The 20,942-nt window shown below is 72.7% G+C and carries 19 protein-coding genes; 6 read left to right on the top strand and 13 right to left on the bottom strand.

The window, feature by feature from the left end; genetic code table 11:
• Positions 1-5: 5 nt before the first annotated feature.
• The 7 genes from ABZX11_RS37905 to ABZX11_RS37875 are packed head-to-tail and all read right to left on the bottom strand — an operon-like array spanning position 6 to position 6,243.
• Positions 6-1,715, bottom strand: coding sequence for a S8 family serine peptidase (locus ABZX11_RS37905; protein WP_354922627.1), 1,710 nt, complete (start codon positions 1,713-1,715; stop codon positions 6-8).
• Positions 1,712-2,518 (bottom strand): dimethylargininase, encoded by an 807-nt coding sequence (gene ddaH / locus ABZX11_RS37900; protein WP_354922624.1) that lies wholly within the window; start codon positions 2,516-2,518, stop codon positions 1,712-1,714. Before ddaH ends, ABZX11_RS37905 begins: the two co-directional genes overlap by 4 nt.
• Positions 2,519-2,536: 18 nt before the next feature.
• Positions 2,537-3,199 carry a DUF6875 domain-containing protein gene (locus ABZX11_RS37895; protein ID WP_354922621.1) on the bottom strand — a complete coding sequence of 221 codons (663 nt, stop codon included), beginning with the start codon at positions 3,197-3,199 and terminating at the stop codon, positions 2,537-2,539.
• On the bottom strand, positions 3,196-4,572 hold the full coding sequence (locus ABZX11_RS37890; RefSeq protein ID WP_354922618.1) for an FAD-binding oxidoreductase: 1,377 nt from the start codon (positions 4,570-4,572) through the stop codon (positions 3,196-3,198). Before ABZX11_RS37890 ends, ABZX11_RS37895 begins: the two co-directional genes overlap by 4 nt.
• Positions 4,572-4,889 (bottom strand): hypothetical protein, encoded by a 318-nt coding sequence (locus ABZX11_RS37885; RefSeq protein ID WP_354922615.1) that lies wholly within the window; start codon positions 4,887-4,889, stop codon positions 4,572-4,574. The genes ABZX11_RS37890 and ABZX11_RS37885 overlap by 1 nt, the downstream gene beginning before the upstream one ends.
• Positions 4,886-5,290, bottom strand: a complete 405-nt coding sequence (locus tag ABZX11_RS37880) for a cupin domain-containing protein (protein ID WP_217709534.1) — start codon at positions 5,288-5,290, stop codon at positions 4,886-4,888. The genes ABZX11_RS37885 and ABZX11_RS37880 overlap by 4 nt, the downstream gene beginning before the upstream one ends.
• A gap of 53 nt (positions 5,291-5,343) precedes the next feature.
• On the bottom strand, positions 5,344-6,243 hold the full coding sequence (locus ABZX11_RS37875; protein WP_354922612.1) for a response regulator transcription factor: 900 nt from the start codon (positions 6,241-6,243) through the stop codon (positions 5,344-5,346).
• Positions 6,244-6,410: 167 nt separating this feature from the next.
• Between ABZX11_RS37875 and ABZX11_RS37870 the strand changes: the two genes are divergently transcribed.
• Genes ABZX11_RS37870 through ABZX11_RS37855 form a run of 4 tightly spaced genes read left to right on the top strand, consistent with a single transcriptional unit; the run spans position 6,411 to position 11,681 of the window.
• Positions 6,411-7,694: a SidA/IucD/PvdA family monooxygenase gene (locus ABZX11_RS37870; RefSeq protein WP_354922609.1), complete on the top strand. Its 1,284-nt coding sequence runs from the start codon at positions 6,411-6,413 to the stop codon at positions 7,692-7,694.
• The gene (locus tag ABZX11_RS37865) at positions 7,691-9,340 is read left to right on the top strand and encodes a class I tRNA ligase family protein (RefSeq protein ID WP_354922607.1); all 1,650 of its coding nucleotides are present in this window, start codon (positions 7,691-7,693) and stop codon (positions 9,338-9,340) included. Before ABZX11_RS37870 ends, ABZX11_RS37865 begins: the two co-directional genes overlap by 4 nt.
• On the top strand, positions 9,340-10,377 hold the full coding sequence (locus ABZX11_RS37860; protein WP_354922604.1) for an FAD-binding oxidoreductase: 1,038 nt from the start codon (positions 9,340-9,342) through the stop codon (positions 10,375-10,377). Before ABZX11_RS37865 ends, ABZX11_RS37860 begins: the two co-directional genes overlap by 1 nt.
• Positions 10,377-11,681 carry an NAD(P)/FAD-dependent oxidoreductase gene (locus tag ABZX11_RS37855; RefSeq protein ID WP_354922601.1) on the top strand — a complete coding sequence of 435 codons (1,305 nt, stop codon included), beginning with the start codon at positions 10,377-10,379 and terminating at the stop codon, positions 11,679-11,681. The genes ABZX11_RS37860 and ABZX11_RS37855 overlap by 1 nt, the downstream gene beginning before the upstream one ends.
• A gap of 64 nt (positions 11,682-11,745) precedes the next feature.
• Here the strand turns inward: ABZX11_RS37855 and ABZX11_RS37850 are convergent, their stop codons facing one another.
• The 5 genes from ABZX11_RS37850 to ABZX11_RS37830 all read right to left on the bottom strand — a co-directional run bounded on the left by ABZX11_RS37850 (position 11,746) and on the right by ABZX11_RS37830 (position 18,286).
• Complete coding sequence (locus ABZX11_RS37850) at positions 11,746-12,999, bottom strand: ATP-grasp domain-containing protein (RefSeq protein WP_354922598.1); 1,254 nt, start codon at positions 12,997-12,999, stop codon at positions 11,746-11,748.
• Positions 12,992-14,257 (bottom strand): acyl-CoA dehydrogenase family protein, encoded by a 1,266-nt coding sequence (locus ABZX11_RS37845; RefSeq protein WP_354922595.1) that lies wholly within the window; start codon positions 14,255-14,257, stop codon positions 12,992-12,994. Before ABZX11_RS37845 ends, ABZX11_RS37850 begins: the two co-directional genes overlap by 8 nt.
• Positions 14,254-15,579 (bottom strand): ATP-grasp domain-containing protein, encoded by a 1,326-nt coding sequence (locus ABZX11_RS37840; RefSeq protein WP_176169560.1) that lies wholly within the window; start codon positions 15,577-15,579, stop codon positions 14,254-14,256. The genes ABZX11_RS37845 and ABZX11_RS37840 overlap by 4 nt, the downstream gene beginning before the upstream one ends.
• Positions 15,576-16,835 carry an MFS transporter gene (locus tag ABZX11_RS37835; RefSeq protein WP_354922591.1) on the bottom strand — a complete coding sequence of 420 codons (1,260 nt, stop codon included), beginning with the start codon at positions 16,833-16,835 and terminating at the stop codon, positions 15,576-15,578. Before ABZX11_RS37835 ends, ABZX11_RS37840 begins: the two co-directional genes overlap by 4 nt.
• 116 nt (positions 16,836-16,951) lie before the next feature.
• Positions 16,952-18,286 carry an ATP-binding protein gene (locus ABZX11_RS37830; RefSeq protein WP_254896610.1) on the bottom strand — a complete coding sequence of 445 codons (1,335 nt, stop codon included), beginning with the start codon at positions 18,284-18,286 and terminating at the stop codon, positions 16,952-16,954.
• 255 nt (positions 18,287-18,541) lie between these two features.
• On the opposite strand from ABZX11_RS37830, the gene ABZX11_RS37825 reads away from it, so the two are divergent.
• Both ABZX11_RS37825 and ABZX11_RS37820 read left to right on the top strand, forming a co-directional pair.
• A complete protein-coding gene (locus tag ABZX11_RS37825) occupies positions 18,542-19,123 on the top strand; it encodes a hypothetical protein (RefSeq protein WP_354922588.1) in 582 nt (193 codons plus the stop codon).
• A 4-nt stretch (positions 19,124-19,127) separates the two neighbouring features.
• Positions 19,128-20,060, top strand: a complete 933-nt coding sequence (locus tag ABZX11_RS37820; protein ID WP_354922585.1) for a hypothetical protein — start codon at positions 19,128-19,130, stop codon at positions 20,058-20,060.
• Here the strand turns inward: ABZX11_RS37820 and ABZX11_RS37815 are convergent.
• On the bottom strand, positions 20,014-20,847 hold the full coding sequence (locus ABZX11_RS37815; RefSeq protein ID WP_354922582.1) for a leishmanolysin-related zinc metalloendopeptidase: 834 nt from the start codon (positions 20,845-20,847) through the stop codon (positions 20,014-20,016). The genes ABZX11_RS37820 and ABZX11_RS37815 overlap by 47 nt on opposite strands.
• Positions 20,848-20,942 lie beyond the last annotated feature (95 nt).

Raw genomic sequence — 20,942 nt, 5'->3', positions numbered from 1 at the left:
CGCTCTCACGGACGGCCGTGGGTCACGGCCGACCAGGCGTCGACCGCGCCGTGGCCGTAGAAGCCGTTGAAGGAGGCGTCACCCGCGCACGTCGCCGTGTACGAAGCGTCCCGGCCTTCGTCGAGGTAATCGACCGTGCGCGGGACCGGGCAGGCGATCTTCGACGCGGTCTGCTCGAGGATCCGCTGCACCACGTCCGGGTCCAGGCCGAAGCCCCCGCCGGGGGTGGGGTGGCCGTACTGCGACACGATCAGCGCCGCGACCCCCGCCGCGTGCGGGGCCGCCATCGAGGTGCCCTGCAGCCAGCGGAAGTAGCCGGCGCGGCCGTCGGCGGTCGTCTCCTTCCCGATGCCGACCGCGGCCCCGGCCGGGGTGATCTCCCCGGCGGCGTCGATGTAGCCGGCGGCCACGCCGACGCTGCGGGCGTAGGTGGAGAGGATCTCGTTGTCGCGGCTGTCGTACCACGGGGTGCCGAAGTAGTCGCGTTTGTACCCGCCGGGCGCGGACACCGAGATCCGCTCGAGGCCGTAGTTCGAGTAGTCCGCCTTCGCCTGGGACGGGCCGAACCCGCCGACGCCGATCACGTGCGGGCCCTCGGCCGGCAGGGTCAGGCAGGTCGCGTTGTCCACCGTGCGCGGGCGCGTGCTGTCCGACGGGTAGTCGGGGCTGGTCGCGTCCGGCTGCGGCCGGCCGAGGTCGCTGTGCTGGTTGCCCAGCGCGGCCACGATCGTGACGCCCCTGCGGTGGGCGTAGTTCAGTGCGCGTTTCGTCGCTTCGACGACCGTCCGCTGCTGGGCCTGCTCGGCGGGCGAGTCCGCCGGGTTCGCCGTGCAGTTGTACAGCCACGGGTCGATGTAGAACGACATGTTCACCACGTCGATGCCCGCGTCGCCGGCGTAGGTCAGCGCGTCGACCGTCGGCTGCAGGAAGTAGAAGCCCGAGTCCTGGGCCGCGCGGAGGCTCACCAGTGTCACGTTCGGCGCGACCCCGGAGACCCCGAAGCCGTTGGCGGCCGCGGCGATCGTGCCGGCCAGGTGCGTGCCGTGCCCGGTGCCGTCGACGTCGACCGGGTCCACGCAGCCGCGGTACTCGCACGGCCCGTCGACCGGGACGCCGTTCTCGTCGGCGACGATGTCCTTGGTGAAGTTGCGCGAGTCGGCGAGGTCGTAGTTCGGCGCGATGTCCGGGTGGGTGGCGTCGATCCCGGAGTCGATGACGCCGACCTTGACCCGCTTGTCGCCGGGCTGGACCGTGCGCGCGAGGTCCGACCGCACCGCCTTGAGGCCCCAGAGCTTGTCGTCGAGCGGGTCGAGGCCGGCGGACGGGCTCTTCGGGCGGCCCGCGCCGCGGCGGCCGCCCTCGGTCTCGGCGGTGTCGGGTTTCGGCCGGGCCGGGCCGCTCTTCGGCACGCTGCCGATCGCCTTCGCCCGGCCGGCGCCGAACACCCCGCCGGCGCCGGAGACCCGTTCGAGGAACCCGCCGGCGGGTGCGGTCGCGGTGAGCAGGCCGGCCGCGGCGTTGGTCGCGACGACCGTGCCGCCGGCCGCGCGGACCGCCTTGCCTGCCGCCGCCACGTCGTACCCGCCGGCGACTTCGCGGGCCAGGACGGAGAATTCGACGGTGGGCCCGGACAGCCGCGGCTGGGCCGACGTGGCCGGCACGGCGAGCGCGCCGAACAGCGGGACCGCGAGGGCCAGTACGAGAGGTCTTTTCACTGCTGTTCTCCCCCATTGCGCAGTTCGAGCGTGCAGCACTTGACGCTGCCGCCGCCTTTGAGCAGCTCGGACAGGTCGACGCCGATCGGTTCGAAGCCCCGCTCGCGCAGCTGCGCCGCCAGCCGCGTGGCGGCCTGGGGCAGCACGACGTGCCGCCCGTCGCAGACGGCGTTCAGGCCGAACGCCGCGGCGTCGGCGGCGCCGGCGAGCACGGCGTCGGGGTACAGCTGCTCGAGCTGCCGCCTGCTGTCCTCGGTGAACGCCTCCGGCCAGTACACGACCAGGTCGTCGGCCAGCACGGCCAGCGCGGTGTCCAGGTGGTAGTGGCGCGGGTCGGTCAGCGTCAGCCCGACCACCGGCAGGCCGAAGAACTCCGCGGCCTCCCGGTGGGCCCGCGGGTCGGTGCGGAACCCCGAGCCGGCCAGGATCCGGGAGCCGGCCACCAGGAAGTCGCCCTCGCCTTCGTTGACCCACTGTGCCTGCCGGACGTCGCGGTAGCCGTGCCGGGCGAACCACTCCGCGTACGCGGCGGACTCCGGGCGGCGGAACCGGTGGCGGAAGCGCGCGACCAGGGCCCGGCCGCCGACCACGGTGGCACCGTTGGCCGCGTACACCATGTCCGGCAGGCCCGGTTCCGGGTCGAGCAGCTCGACACGGTGGCCCAGGTCGAGGTAGAGGTCGCGCAGCCATTCCCACTGCGCGATCGCCAGTCCGGTGTCGGTGGGCTTGGCGGGATCCATCCACGGGTTGATCGAGTACTCGACGTCGAAGTACGCCGGTCTGACCATGAGGTAGTGCCGCACGTGGTTTCTCCTGGGTGATCAGGCCGTCTGCAACGACTTCTCGGTGCCCACCAGCCGCTTGACCAGCTGGTCGCGGATGCGGGGCGGGATGTCCGGGGCGAAGCGCCGGAAGTAGCTCTCGGCGTGGGCCGTGCTGTCCATCAGGAACGGCAGGTCGAACACGACCAGCTTCCGCACGGCCAGCAGCGGGACCGGCGCGCGCAGCGCCTTGAACTCCTCGTTCCACAAGCCCGGCTGGTCGCAGACCGGGTGGAACTGCCCGATCATCAGCCCGTCGGCGACGAACCCGTCCTTGGCCTCGCGCTGCAGGTCGTCCAGCGGGGCCGCGTCGTGGTGGTCCAGCTGCGGCAGCACGAGCAGGATGGTCAGCAGTTCCCGGTTTTCCGGCGGGATGCCCGCGGAAAGCCGTTCGTACCACGAGCGCAGGCTCTCGATCGCGGCGTGCGCGTCGACGTCGCCGTCCGCGGCGGTCAGCGCGGCCAGGTGGAACAGTCCTTTGTGGAGTGAGGGCTGGGTGTAGGGGCAGACCGGGCCGTTGCGGCCGAGGTCGGGGTGCGCGGAAACCAGGTACCGCCACGCCCAGGCGAGGATTTCGCGCAGGTGCGGGAGGTGCTCGGGCGGCGCGGCGCCGGCCCCGACCTCGGCCGCGGTCCAGATGCGCACCTTGTCGTCGCCGATCATGAGGCGATGCTCTGCGCGAAGGTGAACAACCCGTCCGGATCGACCTGCCGCTTGATCCGCTGCAGGCGCGGGTAGTTGACGCCGTAGTAGGCGGTGCGCCAGTCCGCGAGGTCGGGGTCGGTGAAGTTCTGGAAGGCGTGGCCGGACACGTACGGCGCCATCGCCTCCGCCAGCTCGGTCAGCCAGCGGAGGTTGGCCTCGACCACGGCCGGTCCGTCGTCCGCGGCCCACGAGGTGTCCATGGCCAGCAGGAACATCGCGTCTCGGTGGACGAAGGCGGTGTCGGTCGCGCCCACCCGGTTGATCGCGCCGCCCCAGGAGAACAGGGCGGCGCCGCCGCCGTCGGGGTTGCCGCTCGCGGGACGGCGTTCGACGAACGAGAGCATGGTGGCGATCGCCTCGTCGGGCAGCGGCCCGGTGGCGATGTTGGTCCGCGACGCGAACGCGCCTTCGGCGGTCTCGTGCCGCAGGTCGTCCTTGGCCTGCCAGAAGGTCCGGTCCGCGATGACCGTGCGGACCGGCGGCGCGACCGACAGCACGGGGTCGAGGATGTCCCGCAGTTCCGCGGCGGACCCGAGGTGCTGCCCGACGGCCGACACGACGGTGTCCCCGCCGGCGTTGCTGACGCCGATCCGGGCCGCGAACTCGTCCGGGGCGAGCCGCACGGTGTCCTGGAGCACCGAGAACACCTTCGCCGCGTCCGCGCCGTCCCACAGCAGCACGTAGGTGGCGCAGTCGGCCACCGGCCGGGCCTGGAAGGTGAAGGAGACGTTGACGCCGAAGTTGCCGCCGCCCCCGCCGCGGCAGGCCCAGAACAGGTCGGGTTCGGTGCCGGCGTCGCAGTGCCGCAGCTGCCCGTCCGCGGTGACGATCGTGGTCGCGACGAGCGCGTCCGCGGTGAGCCCGAACACCCGGGAGGTGGCCCCGCAGCCGCCGCCGAGGGTCAGCCCGCCGATGCCGACGGTGTCGCTGTTGCCGAGCGCGAACGCCATCTCGTGCGGTTCGAGGGCCGCGTAGACGTCGGCCATCAGCGCACCGCCCCCGGCGGTCACGAGCCCGGTCGAGCCGTCGGCGGTCACCGTGTTCAGGGCGCGGAGGTCGAGGACCAGTCCGGTGCCCACCGAATGCCCGGCGAAGCTGTGCCCGCCGCCGCGGGGGACGACGTCGACGCCGGTCTCGCGCGCCCACTCGATCGCGCGCTGCACGTCGGCGGGGCCGGCGACGGAAACGACGCCGGCCGGGGTGATCCCGGCGAACCGCTTGTTGAACGGTGTGCTCGCGGCGCGGAACCCGGTCTCGCCGGGCCGGCGCACGCGGCCGGTCACCGCACGATCGAGGCGGCGCCAGTCCGCGTCGGTGGGGCGCCGGGACACTAGCTCACCTCGTCGAGGTAGGACACGCCGGTGGCGGCGTGCGGGCCGTAGCGTTCCCACACCTCGCGCAGCCGGAGGTGACCGTCCTCGGTCACCTCCGGCGTGTTCACCGTGTGCCCGCAGATCACTTCGCCGGTGGCGAGCACCACCGTGTAGCCGAGGTGGAGCACGCCGTTCTCCCGCTGGGTGCCGGCGAGCGTGCCGCGCCGCACCTCGCCCCCGGCGAACTCCGCCCAGACGACGTCGTCCTCCTGCCGGTAGACGGCCACGGCTTCGGCGCCTGCCTTGCGGAACTTGCGCCCGTCGTAGTCGATCACCGGGAACCCGCCTCGGCGGTGTCGTGCGCGACGAACTCGGCCGACATCTCCCGGTCCCACCAGATCGCGTAGTAGGAGAAGTCTTCGCCGTGCTCGGGGTCGTTGAACAGGTGGTGCTCGATGCCGGGCTTGAGGAACACGATGTCCCCGGCCGCGAACGCGTGCCGCCGGTCGCCGGTGACCACCTCGGCCCGCCCGGCCATGCCGATGAAGATCTCGTGCTCGTGGTGGGCGTGGGCCACCGAAGCGTCGCCCGGGCGCAGCACGCACCAGGCCCCGCGGAACGGCGCGGTCATCCCGTCCCACGGGTGGAGCAGCTTCATGTCGAGCCCGTAGGCCCGGGTCAGGTTCTCGGGCTCCAGCCGGCGGATGTCCACGAGGGCAAGGTCCTGGTCAGTCACGTCCCACTCCGATCAGCGTCGTCTCCGGTCGCCGCGTCCGACGCCGATCGACGCTAGGTGCGGCCGGTTTCCCCGCGATAGGGGAACTGTTCCCGATCGCCGGTGAATTCACCGCGGCCGAGGCCCGCGTCCCGCGCGAGCACTATCGCCTGTGCCCGATCGGCTACACCGAGTTTCGCGAAAACCGCGGACACGCGATTGCTGATGGTCTTGGACGCAAGCCCGAGATCGCGCGCGATCACCGCATTCGACCTTCCGGCGGCGATCCGATCGAGCACCTGCCGTTCCCGGGTGGTCAGTTGCGGAAAGGGATACGGTTCGGGCGCGGAAGTCCGCACCAAAGCGCTGAACCGGGCGGCGATCGCGCGGCCGACGATCGCCTCGCCCGCCGCCACGACCCGCACCCCGCGCACGATCTGCTCGGCGTCGGCGCCCTTGACCAGGTACCCGCGCGCCCCGGCGTGGATGGCCGACCGCACGGCGGTGTCGTCGTCGGCCGCGCTCAGCACGAGCACCTTCGTCTCCGGCGAAACCAGTGCCACCCGGCCGATCACGTCCGCCGGCCCGGCCCCGCCGAGCTGCGGATCGACGACCAGCACGTCCGGCCGGTGCCGGGCGGTCTCGGCGATCACCCCGTTCGCCGTGGCCGCCTCGCCGACGACGAACACCCCGCCGGCCTGTTCCAGGGCGGCCCGCACGCCGTGGCGGACCGACGGCTGGGTGTCGGCGAGCAGCACGGTCAGCGGAGCCGGGTCAAACTGTTCGACCGGCCACAGCCGGGTGGTGTATCCGAAACCGGTGGCGTGACTCATCGTTCCCCCAAAGTGAACTGCTGCCGATCCGCATACGATCGGCTCCTCCCAGTGAAAGCGCGCGTACGCCTTCCCTATCCGACAGGGAAGTCTCACTGTCGGGGGCTGTTGATCGCAATCAATCCGCTTGATCGCAATCAATTCGCCCGCACGACTCGCGGCCGCGGGGGCGACGGCGGCCGAACGGCTTCGGCAAGATTCCCCGCAGCCAGGGGAAAACGTCCCTACCACCCGGGAAACAGCGCTCCTTACGATCGCTGCGGCGGCACGCGGCACGCCGACCTATTCCCAGAAATCGGAGTGTATCTGTGACCGAAGTACAGGTGGGTTTGCTCGCGATCGGAGCCGGACCGGCGAACCTCGCGCTCGCGGTGGCCATCGAGGAGTCCGGACACCCGGAGCTGGCCCGGCAGACGTTGCTGCTGGAGCAGGGCCCGGACATCAAGTGGCAACGGGATCTGCTGATGCCGTGGGCGCGCAGCCAGGTCTCCTTCCTCAAGGACCTGGTGACCCTGCGCAACCCGCGCAGCAGGTTCTCGTTCCTCAGCTTCCTCCACGACCAGCAGCGGCTCGACGAGTTCGTCAACCTCGGGACGTTCCACCCCTTCCGCTGGGAGTTCTCGGACTACCTGCAGTGGGTGGCGAAGTCGCTGGAGCACGTCCGCATCCGCTACGACGCGAAGGTCCGCAGCGTCGAGCCCGCGCGCGACCGCGACGGGTCGATCGTCGGCTGGGTCGCCACCCTCGCCGACGGCGACACCATCCGCTGCCGCGACCTGGTGGTCGGCGGCGGCCGGGACACGCACGTGCCGGAGGTCTTCGCCGGCCTGCCCGCCGACCGGCTGATCCACAGCGCGCAGTACCGCCGCCGGATCGCGCAGCTGCCCGCGGACGCGCCCCTGCGCGCGGTCGTGGTGGGCGGGGCGCAGAGCGCGGCGGAGATGTTCATGGCGCTGCACGACAACCTGCCCAACAGCACCCGCACGATGATCGTGCGGTCGGTGGGCCCGCAGAACTACCAGACGAGCAAGTTCGTCAACGAGCTGTTCTTCCCGTCGTTCGTTGACCGCTTCTACGACAGCCCGCCGGAGGTCCGCCAGCAGGTGCTGGAGGAGATGAGGCTGACCAACTACGCCGGGGCGGCCCCGCCGTTCCTCGACCAGATGTACACCACGCTCTACCAGCAGCGCGGGATCGGGCAGCAGCGTTCGGAGGTGCGGACGCTGACCGAGGTGGTGGGGGCCAGGGTCGACGGCGACGAGGTCGTGCTCGACCTGCGCGACCGCACCAACGGCAAGGTCGAGCCGCTGCACTGCGACCTGGTGCTGCTCGGCACCGGGTTCGACACCCGGATGCCCGCGCTGGTCCGCGACCTGGCCGAGCACGTCGGCCTGGCGGAGATCTCGGTCAGCCGCTGCTACCGGGTCGAGCTCGGCGAGTCCGCGTGGGGCGCGGTGTACCTGCAGGGCGTCAACGAGGCCACGCACGGCATCGCCGACTCGCTGATCAGCGTGCTGGCCCACCGTTCCCGCGACATCCTCGACGACCTGCTCGCCCGCCGCGGCGCCGGCGAGCGCGAGGCACTCCGGTGAACCGGCTGGTGGTGATTTCGCCGGCCCCCACGGCGAACGGCGACCTGCACCTCGGCCACCTCGCGGGCCCGTTCCTGGCCGCGGACGTCTGCACCCGGTACGCCCGCGCGACCGGGCGGGAAGCCTTGTACGGCACCGGGATGCACTTCACGCAGAACTACGTCGTCGCGGCGGCCGAGCGGCTCGGCGTGGCCCCGGAGGAGCTGCGGGAGCGCTCGGCCGAGCAGGTCCGCCGGACGTTCTCCGCGATGGGGGTCGAGATCGACGGGTTCGGCTGCCTCGGTGACCGGTTCACCGGGATGGTCACCCGCTTCTACGAGCGCCTGCACGAGCGCGGGCTGCTGGAGCTGCGGTCGGTGACCTTCCCGTACCTGCCCAGCACGGGCGAGTACCTGATGGACGCCTACGTCACCGGCGGCTGCCCGTTCTGCCTCGCCCAGGGGTGCGCGGGGATCTGCGAGAGCTGCGGGCTGCCGATCGCGCCGGGCGAGCTGATCGACGCGCGGTCGGCCACCCGGCCGGACGAGCCGCTGGAGCGCCGGGACGTCGACATCCTCGTCTTCCCGGTGGAGCGGTACCGCGCGCAGCTGGAGGCGTACTTCGCCCGCACCCCGATGCGGCCCGGCATGGCGCGGCTGATCGAGTCCGCGCTGGCGCGGCCGCTGCCGGACTTCCCGATCACCCAGCCGGCGTCGTGGGGCATCCCGGCGCCGTTCCCGGAAGTGGCGGGCCAGGTCTTCTACGCGCACATGGAAGGCATGCCGTGGAGCATGTTCACCACCGCGCTGGGCGCCGAGCGCCGCGGTGCGGTGCTGGCCGCCGACGACGAGCTCTGGCGCGCCGGTTCCGGCACGACGGTGGTGTACTTCCTCGGCCTGGACGCGACCTACCCGTTCGCGATCGTGGGCACGGCGCTGCTCACCGCGCTCGGTGAGCACGTGCTGCCGTCGCAGTACTTCACCAACGAGTTCTACGAGCTGGCCAACGAGAAGTTCTCGACCAGCCGCGGGCACGTGGTGTCCGGGCGGGAACTGGCCGCCGAGGTCCCGCGCGACCTCATCCGCTTCCACCTCTGCGCCACCAGCCCCGAGTACCAGCGCACCGACTTCACCCGCGAAGCCCTGCTCCGGATCGGCGAAACCCGGCTGACCGGACCGTGGAACCGGGTGGCGGCGGCGGTCGACCGGTGGGTGGACCGCGGCCCGCTGCCGGTGTCGGCGGCCGCGCGGCGCACGGCCCGGCGGATGGCGGAGCGGTTCGCCGACTCCTACGACCTGCGGCGGTTCAGCCTGACGGCGGCGGCTTCGACCCTCGCGGAGCAGCTCGCCCGGCTGGACCGGCTGGCGGCGACGGTGACGTCGGGAACGGCGGGCGACCTGTGCCACCAGGTGGACGTGTTCCTGCGGTGTGCGGCACCGATCCTGATCGACCTCGCGGCGGCGGCACTGCCGGACACGATGCTGCCGGGGCATCCGGACGCCGACACCGTGACACCGAAACGCCTGCCGCGGCTGTCGGTGACGGTCCGTTCAGCCGAAGAAATCGATGAAGCCGACGCGCCGGTGGCCGGTGCGACCGGGCCCGCCGGAGTGGGCCGGGAGCGCACCGCGGCCGGGCTCGCCGGACCGGGTGGGCCGGCGCGCTGATGGCGACGGTCGCCGTCGTCGGGGGCGGGGTGACCGGCCTGGTCACCGCCATCGGGTGCGCCAGGGCCGGGCACCGCGTCCGCGTCCTGGACCGCGGTCCGCTCCCCAACCCCGCGTCGACGTCGTCCGACCAGCACCGCGCGCTGCGGGTGCTGCGGCCGGACGACGTCGAGGGCACCGCGCGGATGGCCGAGGCCCGCCGCCGGTGGTCGGAACTGGAATCACTGCTGCGGGCCCGCTTCGTCCGGCCCGTCGGCGTGGTCACCGCCGGCACCCCGCACGAGCTCGCGCAGGCCTTCGAGACCGCGAGCCGGGCCGGCGTGCCGGCGACGGCCGCGGCGCCGGAAACCCTGCCGCCCGTGCTGTTCCCGGCTGGCACCAGCGGCGTGCTCGATCCCGGCGGGGCCGTGCTGCTGGCCGACCGGTTCCTCCGCGCCGCCGTCGCCTGGCTCGCCGCGCACCCCGCGGTGACGCTGCAGCCGGGCTGCGCCGTCACCGGCGTCGAAGACCACCGGGTCCTCCTGGCCGGTGGTGCCGCGGTCGACGCGGACGTCGTGCTGGTCGCCGGCGGCCCGTGGACCGGGGAACTGGCCGGGCCGCCGGTCGTGCTGCACCGGCAGACCATGGTCTACCTGCGCCCGCCGCGGCGGCTGGCCGCCTGGTGGGCGGCGGCTCCCGGCGTCGGCCGGATCGGCGCCGACCGGCGGGCCTGGCTGCTGCCGCCCGGTGGCGGGGCGCTGCTCAAGATCAGCTCGGACGCGGTGTGCCGGGTGGTCGAGACCACCGCGGAGCCCGACGGCGAACCGTGGGCCGGCCGGCTGCTCGCCGAGCCGATCCTCGCCGGCACCGAGGACTACGCCGTGGTGGGGACGAAGGACTGCCACTACGCGGCCGACGCCGTCACCGGCGGTCCCGTCCTCGCCCGGGTGCACCCGTCGGTGTGGGTGCGGTCCGCCTGCGGTGGCTCCGGGTTCGGTGCCGCCCCGCTCGTCGCCCGGGAAATCCTCGGCCGTGTGACCGACAAGGAGTGTGTGTAGTGGATTTCACGATCGTGGGGGCCGGCATGGCCGGCGCGTTCCTCGCGCTCTCGCTGGGCAGGCAGGGGCACGTCGTGACGGTGTACGACCGCCGTCCGGACCCGCGGGGGACGTCGGTGGCGGTGACGTCGATGAACCTGGGGCTGTCCCGGCGGGGCCTGGCGGCGCTGGACCGGCTGGGCTTGGCGGGCGAGGTCAAGCGGTTCGTCGTGCCGATGCGCGGGCGGCTGCTGCACAACACCGACGCCGGCCTGCGCTTCTCGCCCTACGGCGACGGCGGCATCCTCGCCATCCAGCGCCAGGACCTCAGCGCGGTGTTGGTGGACGCGGCCCTGCGGGAGCCCGGGGTGCGGTTCGTGTTCGACACCCGGTGCACGGGCGTGGACCGGGACCTGCCGTCGGCGACCTTCGCGGGAGAAGACGGCGGGGAGTTCACGGTCCGGCCGGACGTCGTGGTGGGCGCGGACGGCGCGTTCTCCGCCGTCCGCCGGTTCATGCACCACGAGCTGCGCGCGGAGTTCTCGCAGAGCTACCTCGAGTGGGGGTGGCGCGAGCTGCACATCCCGGCCGCGGCCGACGGCTCCCACCGGATGGCCGACGACGTCTTCCACCTGTGGCCCCGCGGCGACACGATGATGTTCGCCCACCCCAACCGCGACGGTTCGTTCACCTGTTCCTGCGTGCTGCCCTTCCACGGTCCCGCCGGTTTCGACTCGCTGCGGACACCCGCGGACGTGGAGTCCTTGTTCCGCCGGGAGTTCCCCGACGTCCTCGCGCTGGTCCCCGGCCTCGGCGAAGCGTTCCTGAACCGGCCGACCTTCAACCTCGTCACCGTCAGCACCGCCCCGTGGACCCACGAAGGCAAGGTGGTGCTGATCGGGGACGCCTGCCACGCGGTCTACCCGTTCCTGGCCCAGGGCATGAACTCGGCCTTCGAGGACGCGCTCGAGCTGACCGACAGCCTGGCCGCCCACGCGGACGACCCGGCGGCGGCCCTGGCCCGGTACTACGCCCGCCGCAAGCCGAACACCGACGCCCTCGCCACCATGTCCCACCGCAACTTCGCCGAGCTGCGCGACACCGTGCGGTCCCCCGCCGTCCGGCTGGAACGGGCGTGCGACACGGTCCTGGAGAAGCTGCTGCGCCACCGGTGGATGCCGCTGCACGCGATGGTCACCAACACGACCATCCCGTACCTGCAGGCCCAGCACCGGGCCACGCGCCAGCACCGGCTGCTGAAGGCCTTCGGCGTCACCGCGCTTTCGGCGGCCGCGGTGGGGGTGGGCCGCCGGCTGCGCCGCTGACCCACCCGACGAGAAGAGGCCTTCGCCGATCCTCCGGCGAAGGCCTCTTCTCGTCGCGGGAACACTACTGCGGGCGCAGCTCGATCCGCACCAGGCCCGCGGCCTTCTCGGCGCGCTGCAGGGCTTCGGCGGGGTCGTCCGCCTCGGCCATCACCAGGCCCGCGCGGTCCCAGGAGCTGCGCAGGCCGTCGAACCGGTGCCCGGCACCGACCTGCAGGTCCACCAGGAACACGCCCTCCACGCCGCGGGCCTGCTCCAGGCCCACCACGGCGTCGACCACGCCGGGTTCCATGGTGACGAACCGGGCGGCCGCGCCGCCGGCCGCCCGCGACGGCAGCTCGGGCGGGGTTTCGCCGCGCATCACGGCGAAGTACGCGCGCAGCAGCTTGACCCCGTAGGCGCGGTCGATGAGTTCCATGATGCCGTCCCCGGCGATCCGGCCCGCGCACTCGACGAGGTACGGCACGCCGTCGTCGCCGACGATCCACTCGCAGTGCACGATCCCGTCGGCGAAGCCGGTGGCCGCCACGACCCGGCGGGTGACGTCCACCAGGGTCGCGGTGAGCTCGCCGGGGATGCCGGCCGGCACGATGTGGGCCAGCTCCACCGGCCGCGGTCCCGGGTAGAGCTGCTTGCCGGTGACGTTGGCGAACAGCGCCCGCCCGCCGCCGACGAGCATCTCGACGCTGTACTCGGCGCCGGGCACGTACCGCTCGGCCAGCATGCGCAGTTCCATCGGCCGGTCCGGGACGAAGATGCCTTCGTCCTGCTCGACGCAGTCCGCCCACGCCTGCTCGACCTCGGCCGGGTCGTGCACGATCCGGGTGCCGACGGCGGCCTGCCGGTTGGCGGGCTTGAGCACCACCGGGCCCGGGCAGGCGCGCAGGAACGCCCGCACGTCCGCCGGGCCGGTCACGGTGACGCTCTGCGGGTTGGCCAGCCCGGCGGCCGCGCTGACCCGGCGCAGCACGGCCTTGTCCCGCAGGATCTGCGCGGCGCCGAGGCTCGCGCCCGGCACGCCGTAGCGTTCGGCGAGCCGGGCGGCGAACGGGGTGGCGTACTCGATCAGCGGGACCACCGCCACCGGGTCCAGGTCCGGGTGGGCGGCGTGGAACTCGTCGGCCGAGCCGGGCCGGGTGTGCTCCCACTCGACCAGCTCGCGGACCAGGGCCGACCCGGCCAGTTTCGGGCGCAGGTCCCGCTTGCGGACCACGTCGGGCTCTTCGACGAGGACGACCGAGCCGTCGGGCTCGGCGCCGGTGAGGGCCAGCAGCACCGGCGTCACGAACCCGACGACCAGGACGGGCCGCTCAGGCATCGGCGTCGGACTCGGTCTTGGGCTTGTCGACGATGCCGAGCATGAACCGCATGGACGGCTTGGCACCGACCAGGTGCGCCCCGACGGTCTGGGTGACGCGGTCGCGGGCGGTCGGGTGCATGGCCATGGTCACCGCGTCCCGCAGCCACCGGTTCATCGGGTCGCCGGAGCGGATCGCGGCGGTGCCGAGCAGGTCGCACAGCCGCAGCACGACCCGCTTGGCCATCTGGAACGCCTGCCAGCCGGTCAGGGCCGGCGCGACCCGCTCGTCGGGGGTGAGGTCGTCGAGCGTGCCGATGCCGTCGGCGGTGACCTCCCACTGCCGCTCCAGGGCGCGGTAGACGCCGGCGCGGGTGGTGCTGTAGTCGGCTTCGCACTCGGCCAGGGTGATCTGGATGTGCTCGTTGTCCTTCCACGCGAGGCCGCTCATCCGCCACGGCGAGCCCTTGAGCATGTCGACCCGCTCGATGGTGAGGTCGCGGACGTAGTCCAGGGCGGCCCGCGCGACGCCGAGCGGGGCCCCGCACATGCTGCGCTGGATGACGTCCGGCTGGACGAGGGGCCCGTTGGGGACCTTCGGGTTGTCGAAGGTCAGGGTGTGGTTCTCCGGCACGAACACGTCGGTGATCGTGTAGTCGCTGCTGCCGGAGCCGCACAGGCCGAGGGTGTACCAGTTGTCCAGGGAGCGGATCTGCTCCTGCGGCACCATGAACAGCCGCGACTCGTGCGGGTTGCTGCCGTCCGGGCTGGCGTAGGGTTCGCCGTTCTCGAACACCATGGCGCCGGAGGCCACCCATTCGGCGTGGGTCGAGCCGCTGCCGAAGCCCCACCGGCCGGTGAGCCGGTAGCCGCCGGGCACCCGTTCGGCGTGGCCGGTCACCGGGAGCACGCCGGCGGAGTGCATGTCGATGCTGGTGAACATCCGGCGGGCTTCGTCCTGGTCGAGGAAGTTCGCGTGCAGGCCGATGTCGGAGCCGAGCTTGGCGCACCAGCCCACGGACGCGTCGCCGTAGGACAGCGCCTCGATCACCTCGGTCTGCTCCATCGACGTCATCTCGGGGCCGCCCCACTCCCGGCTGAACCCGATCCGGAAGACACCGGCGTCGCGCAGCAGCTGGACGACGTCGTCGGGCAGGCTCCGGTTGGCCTCGATCTCCGCGGCCCGTTCGCGCAGGACCGGCGCGAGCGCCTTCGCGTTCTCGAGGATCTGCGCGCCGGTCAGCGGCACATCGGTGCGGGCGGGCTCGGTCATGGTCATGCGGAAACTCCCTCGTGTTCGTCGACGTCGAGCAGCCCGGCGGGCATTTCGAACGCGGTACCGGGTTCGGGTGGGCCGACCGGGACGGCGTCGACCCGCACCGTGGCGGCGGCCGTGTCCAGCCGGCGGGCACAGGTTTCGGGGTCGTCGGCCTCGCACACCACGAACGAGTGGCGGGCGAGGTAGCCGCCGGGCGGCAGCCGCAGGGTGGTGCCGGGTGCGGTCATCGGCGAGGCGAGGACCAGCCCGGGCACCTGCGCGGGATCGGCAGGAACCGTGATTTCGCCGACCAGGCAATCGTGGTCCGGGTAGCCGAAGCGGATGCCGGCGACCGCGTTCCGGGTCGGGGTGATGACCGGCCGGTTGCCGGTGGCGACGGCGAAGAGGACCTCGCCGGGGTCGATGCCGGTGGCCGTCTTGCCGAGGAACGGGATCAGGTCGCCGCCGAGCCGTCCGTTGACCTCGATGATCAGCGGCCCGTGCTCGGTGAGCCGGACCTCGGTGTGGGTGATGCCGTCTTCGACGCCGAGCGCGCGGTGGGCCCGCACCAGCACATCCAGCAGTGCGGCGTCGTGCAGCAGCGGGTCGGCGGCGTCGACGACGTGGCCGACCTCTTCGAAGTAGGGTGGTTCGCCGGTCTGCTTGCGGGCGACGAACATCGGCAGGTACTCGCCCTTGTGCACGGCGCCGTCGATGCTGATCTCCGGCCCGCTCACGAAGCCCTCCACGATGGCGGCCCCGCCGTAGCGGCTCTGGTCGACCGTGGCCGCGCCCATCGCGACGCCGAACGCCGCGTCGAACTCGGACTCGTCGCCGGCGAACACCACGCCGATGCTCGCGCCCATGGCCCGCGGCTTGAGCACGACCGGGTAGCCGATCCGGGCGGCCGCGGCGCGGGCCTCGGCGAGCCCGGTGGTCAGGGCGTACCCCGGTTGCAGCAGCCCTTCGGCGGTCAGCACGGTCCGGGTGCGGTTCTTGTCGCGGCAGCCGCGGACCCCGGCCACGCCGAGGCCGGGCACCCCCAGCTCGGCGGCCAGCTCACCGGCGGCCAGCACGACGGGTTCGTCCCAGCACATCAGGCCGACGACCCGGTGCCGTTCGGCGACCTCCCGGGCGGCGGCGAGCATCTCGTCGGCGTCGAACACGTCGACGTGGACGATCTCGTCGAAGTAGCCGCGCTGCCAGGTGGGCTTGAGGTTGTTCAGCAGCACCAGGCCCAGTCCGGCCCGGCGGGCGCACCGGTGGATCGAGGCGACCAGGTATTCGCGGTAGGTCCGCAGCCCGCTGCCGATGACCAGCAGCACGCCCTGGGGTTCGGTCATGATCGCTCTCCCACGACTTCGGGTTCGGGGACGGGTTTCGGCGCGGGCGGCGTCCGGAGGCCGTAGATGTGCATCGAGCCGGCGAGGACCGACAGCAGCGCGCAGCAGCCCCAGAACACCGGGCCGCCGTACCGGCTCCAGACGAACAGCCCGAGCACCGGGCCGAGGGTGGCGGCCAGGCCGGAGAGGGTTTCCTTCGTCGCGATGTAGCGGCTGCGCACCTCGACCGGGAAGGTCGCCGGGTGCGCGGCGGTGCTGGGCCCGTGGATCATCAGCCCGGACACGGCGAAGAGCGCGCCGGCGAGGACGAAGAACGGGTGCTGGGCGATGAGCCCGTAGAGGGTGAACCCCAGGCCGCTGACCAGGTTGCCGGTCAGCCCGGCGACGTACTTGGGGATGCGGACGATGTAGGTGGTGATCTTGAGTTCGCAGGTGATCAGCACGACCGAGGAGATCACCAGCACCGTGCTGTAGAGCCCGACCGGGTAGCCGGCGGAGACGATGTTCAGCGGCAGGACCGCGACCGACCCGGCGTAGACCATCATGCCGAACACGCCGGCCACCAGGTAGCACAGGAACCGGGTGTCGCGGACCATCGTCCCGTACACCGCGCGGGCGCCGGCGGCCCTCGCGCGGGCGCCGCCGGGCTCGGCCGGCTGCGGTGTCTCGGTTCGCCTCGGGAGCAGGGCGAACGCCAGCAGCGCCCACAGCGCGGCGGTGGTGCCGTCCAGCCAGAACAGCAGGTCCCAGTCGATCTGGATGAGCACCGCCGCCAGCAGCGGCGCCACGGCGGCGCCGATGTTCAGCGCGATGCGCATCATCGAGAAGCCCATCACCTTGTGCTCTTCGGGCATGGACTCGGCGAGCAGCACCGCGGCCGCCGGCCGGTAGGCCTGGATGGCCAGCCCGGAGAGCGCGACCACCGCGAGCAGCGCCGCCGGGACGCCCCGGACCAGCGGGATCGACGCGACGAGCGGTGCCGCGCAGGTCATCACGGCCACGATCGTCGCCCGGCCGCCGAACCGGTGGGTCAGCTCGCCGCCGAGCATGGCGCCGAAGATCGCGCCCACGCTGAAGGCGGCGAGGCAGACCCCGGCGAAGCCGGGTGAGCTGCCGTGGAAGGTCAGGTAGAGCACGAGGAACGTCTGGACGAACGCGCCCAGCTGGTTGATGAGCATGCCGCTCAGCAGGTACCTGACCGGGGCGGGGGTCGCCCGCAGCACCGCGAACACGCCGGTTCGCGCAGCGCCGGTCACCCCGCCACCTCGTTGGTCGGTCGCACAGCCACCTCCGTGTCACGGATCCGCGACGGCCGGCGGCGCGCTGAAGTCCACAGTGGACGCTGAACGCCCGCCGGCCCGATGCGCAAAGGCTAATTTCGGCCGGTTCCCGGTGGGTAGGGGAACTGTTCCCGCCGAGCCGGGAATCTCGCCGACGTCACCGGCCGCCCGGCGGCGAACACCCTGACCAACCCGGGGATCGCGTAGCGGCCCGCCACGTCGGCACGGTACAGGAGCCCCGCGTCCACAATGGACTCCAGGAGCTCGTCGGCGGTCTCGAGGGCGGCACCCGTCGCCGCCGCGACGGCGGCCGGCGTCGTCCAGTCCGCGTCGAAGTGGCGGAACACCGCACGCCCGGCCGCGGAAAGGCCCTCGTAGGCCGCGGCGAACCGGTCGCGCAGGTCGACGTCCCCGACACTGAGGCTCGCCAGCAGCCGTTCGCCGCCGGACAGCCGGCCCGCCGTGGCGGCGAACGTCCGTTCCGGCCGCGCCGCCATCCTGCGCCCGATGATGCTCACGGCCAACGGCAGATCGCCGCACAGCGCGGCGATCGCGTCCGCGGCGGCCGGTTCGGCGCGCACCCGGTGTTCGCCCGCGATCTTCCCCAGCAGCGCCAGCGATTCCGCCCGGCTGAAGGCGGCGAGCTCGACCCGGTGCACGTCCTCCAGGGCCGGCAGCCGGGCCCGGCTGGTCACCACGACCTGGCTGCGCGCGCTCCGGCCGAGCAGCGGACGCACCTGGGCCTCGGTGCCGGCGCCGCTCAGCAGCACGAACAGCCGCTGTTCGGCCAGCAGCGACCGGTACAGGTCCACGCGGTGCGCCGGGTCGTCCGGAGCGAGACGAGCCGGCACACCCAGCGCCCGCAGGAAACCCCGCACGATGGCGTCGGCCGAGCGCGCACCGGCCCCGCGGGCACTCAGGTCGGCGTAGAGCTGCCCGTCCGGGAAGCCCGGCGCGACCTCCTCGGCCAGCCGCAACGCGAACGCGGTCTTCCCGGCCCCGATCGGCCCGGTGACGAGCACCGGCGCCTTCCCCGCCCCGCCGGCCCCGATCACCGCGGCGGCGGCCGCCAGCTCGGCTTCCCGCCCGACGAAGGTCCTCGACCCCGGCGGCAGCTGCGCCGGCCGCACGGGGTGCGTGCGCGTCTTCGGTGTCTCGTCACCGCTCTTCCCCGCGATGCTCCGCCAACGCCGCTCCCAGGCGTGGCGGTCACCGCCGCAGGCGGACACGAACGCCAGCGTCACGGCGAGTGTGGGCAACCGCCGCCCACTGGCGGCACTGGACAACACCGACGGCGCGAAGTGCGCGGCTCGCGCGAGCTCCCGGTAGCTGGCGTTCCCGGCCCGGCTCCGCAAGACCCGCAGCTCATGAGCGAACGCGGCGATCGGTCCGGCGGAGGGGTCCAGCGGGCGTTCTGGCCGACCCATGCCCTCTCCCTATGGCTGAGCTCACTGCTACAGGGGCAACGAGCTTTACCACAGATACAAAGGCAAGTTACGCCGCCGCGGATGGCCCGATCGGCGTAACCCCGATGGCAGGAAACGGCGTGTTTTTCCGGTCACCACAACGCCGTCCACCGGTTCTCGGCACACCGTGCAGCGCGCCACACGGACCGACCGGGCCGGAAACCACGCTGTATCACCGCACTCCCCCGGCGGCTCTGCACGCCGAGGAGGAAACCCATGAACCTGTCCCGTTCCCGCCGGGTGATCGCGGTGCTGGCCCTCGGCGTGGCCGGCTGCTCGGCCCCGGCCACCCCCGGCACCCCGGCCACCACCCACCCCGACGTCACCACCACCGAACCCGCACCGACGGCCCCCGGCACCGAACCGAGCGACCCGGAACAACCCCGGACCAGCGACCACGACATCGCCATCTCGATCCCCGAACTGCCGATCGGCGGGAACGCCGACCCCGCCGGGACCGGCACACTGTGCGCGATCGCCGGCTGGCTGCAACCGGACGCGCTACCGGACACGGGCGTGACGGTCACCCGGGTCTGGGCCGACCCCCCGAACGGCTTCCGCGTCGGCGGCGCCTGCGGTGGGAAGCCCCGGTGCGCCGGCTACACCTTCCGCCCCGGCGACGGCAAGTGCTCCGTCACGATCACCGGCCCCGGCACCGCCGAAGGCGCGCAACTGAAGTTCGCCGGCGGCTTCCCCTGCACTCCCGCACGGGAAAGCTCCTGCCGGGAGCTCGAAAACCGGATCAACCCCGGCTCGATCGGCCTGTCCCAGCCCGACCCACCCAGCCCGACCGGGTGACCCGGTGGAGGAGAACAGCCGGCTCGACCGCCTCGTCGAAGCCGGCAAGGCCGTCATCCCGCCGCTGACCCTGCTCAGCGCACTGCTGTTCTACTTCGGCTACGTCTCGGCCCGGTCGCAGTACGAGTACTTCGGCGTCGACGTCGACACGATCGGGCTCGGCACCCAGGACTACATCATGCGCAGCCCGCAGCCACTGCTGACCCCGTTGCTGCTGTTCGCCGCGGCCGGCGCCGGCGCGGTCGCGGCGCACGCGGCGATCCGGCGCCGGATCCACCCCGAGGCCTCCCCCCGGACGGTCCGCCGGATGCGCCGGCTGGCCCGAGCCGGGCAAGTGGCCGGGCTGACCGCCCTCGCCGCCGGCCTCCTGCTGCTCCTCGCCTACCCGTTCCTGCGCGACTGGCGGCTCTACGGACTCGTGACCCCGCTGCTGATCGCCACCGGCGGCACACTGCTCGGCGCCGGCTCGGCCCTCGGCCGCCTCCTGCGGCCACCCGCGCCCCCGGCACCGTTCCGCCGCACCTCGACGACGCTCGTGTACCTCGTCGTCGCCGTCAGCGCGTTCTGGACCACCGCCACCGTCGCGCAGTGGTCCGGCCGCGGCCTCGCGATGGACCAGGCCAACCGCCTCGGCCGACTGCCCAGCGTCATCCTCGACACGAAGGAAAGCCTCTTCCTGCGCAGCCCCGGCGTGCAGGAAACGAAACTGCCGCCCTCCGAAGGCCAGACGTTCCACTACCGGTACCGCAACCTCCGCCTGCTCATCCACGGCAAGGACCGCATGTTCCTCGTCGCCGACCACTGGTCGGCGAGCAACACCACGATCATCGTGCCCCTCGACGACTCGGTACGCGTCCAGTTCCAGTTCCAGAACCAGCCACCCTCCCCCTTCAGCCGCGCAACCCCACCCGGGACAGCTCGACCGGCGCCGACGTGACCGCCAAGGCGTGCACCGCCATCCCCGCGCCCGGCCGCACCGGAGCCGCCGGCAGCTCGTAAGCGTCCGCCGCGTCGACGTCGACCTGGTAGCCGAGATCCGCCAGGGAAGCCACCGTCAACCGGCTCAGCGGATTCGCGGCCCGACCGACGAAACCCGTCATCAGCTCGGTACCGAAAACCCGCTCCCGCCAGTGCACGTCCCGGGTACCCGGCCCGCCGGTGTCCTCCACCGGCACCCGCACCCCCTCGCCCGCCCCACGCAGCTTCTGGTACTCCGCCACCGCGGCCGGCCCGGCGAACGACGGATCACTGGTGCCCTTGCCGACCAGCAGCCCCTTCGCACCCCAGAGCGAACCGATCCCGAGGACGTGCCCCATCTCGTGGGTGATCACGTCCCCCAGGACACCGGTCTCCTCCATCCTGGCCAGGTCCGCCTTGTCGAACGTCATCTCACCGCGGACCGGCAGCAGCGCCCACGCCTCCGGACCGGCCGGCCGCACGTGGGTGATGTGCGCCTGACCGAGCACGTGGCCGACGCCGTCGATGTCCGCGCCCTGCGCCACGATCAGCACGTCGTCGATCGGCACGCCGTCGAGCACGACGTCCGGCAGGTCACCCACGATCACCGTCGCCCACCGATCGGCGGCCGCGGCGAACGCGTCCTCCTGCGCCTGACTCAGCCCACCGGCGAACTCGACGGCGATGGTGAACGGGGACGCGGTACCCGTCAGCAACCGCGCCCGCGAGGCGTCGGCACGGGCGTGGTAAATCCTCGGCTCCGGCATGGTCGTTCCTTCCGCTGCGACAACTGTCCCGGTCAGAGCCCGCGACCACCCGGACAGATACATCGGGCAACCAGCCGTATCTCCCGGACACTTCG

This window comes from Amycolatopsis sp. NPDC004169 (assembly GCF_040610315.1).
Classification (GTDB): Bacteria; Actinomycetota; Actinomycetes; order Mycobacteriales; family Pseudonocardiaceae; genus Amycolatopsis.
Note: the sequence above shows the minus strand (reverse complement) of the source record. Positions and strands in the feature narration are given on the sequence as shown.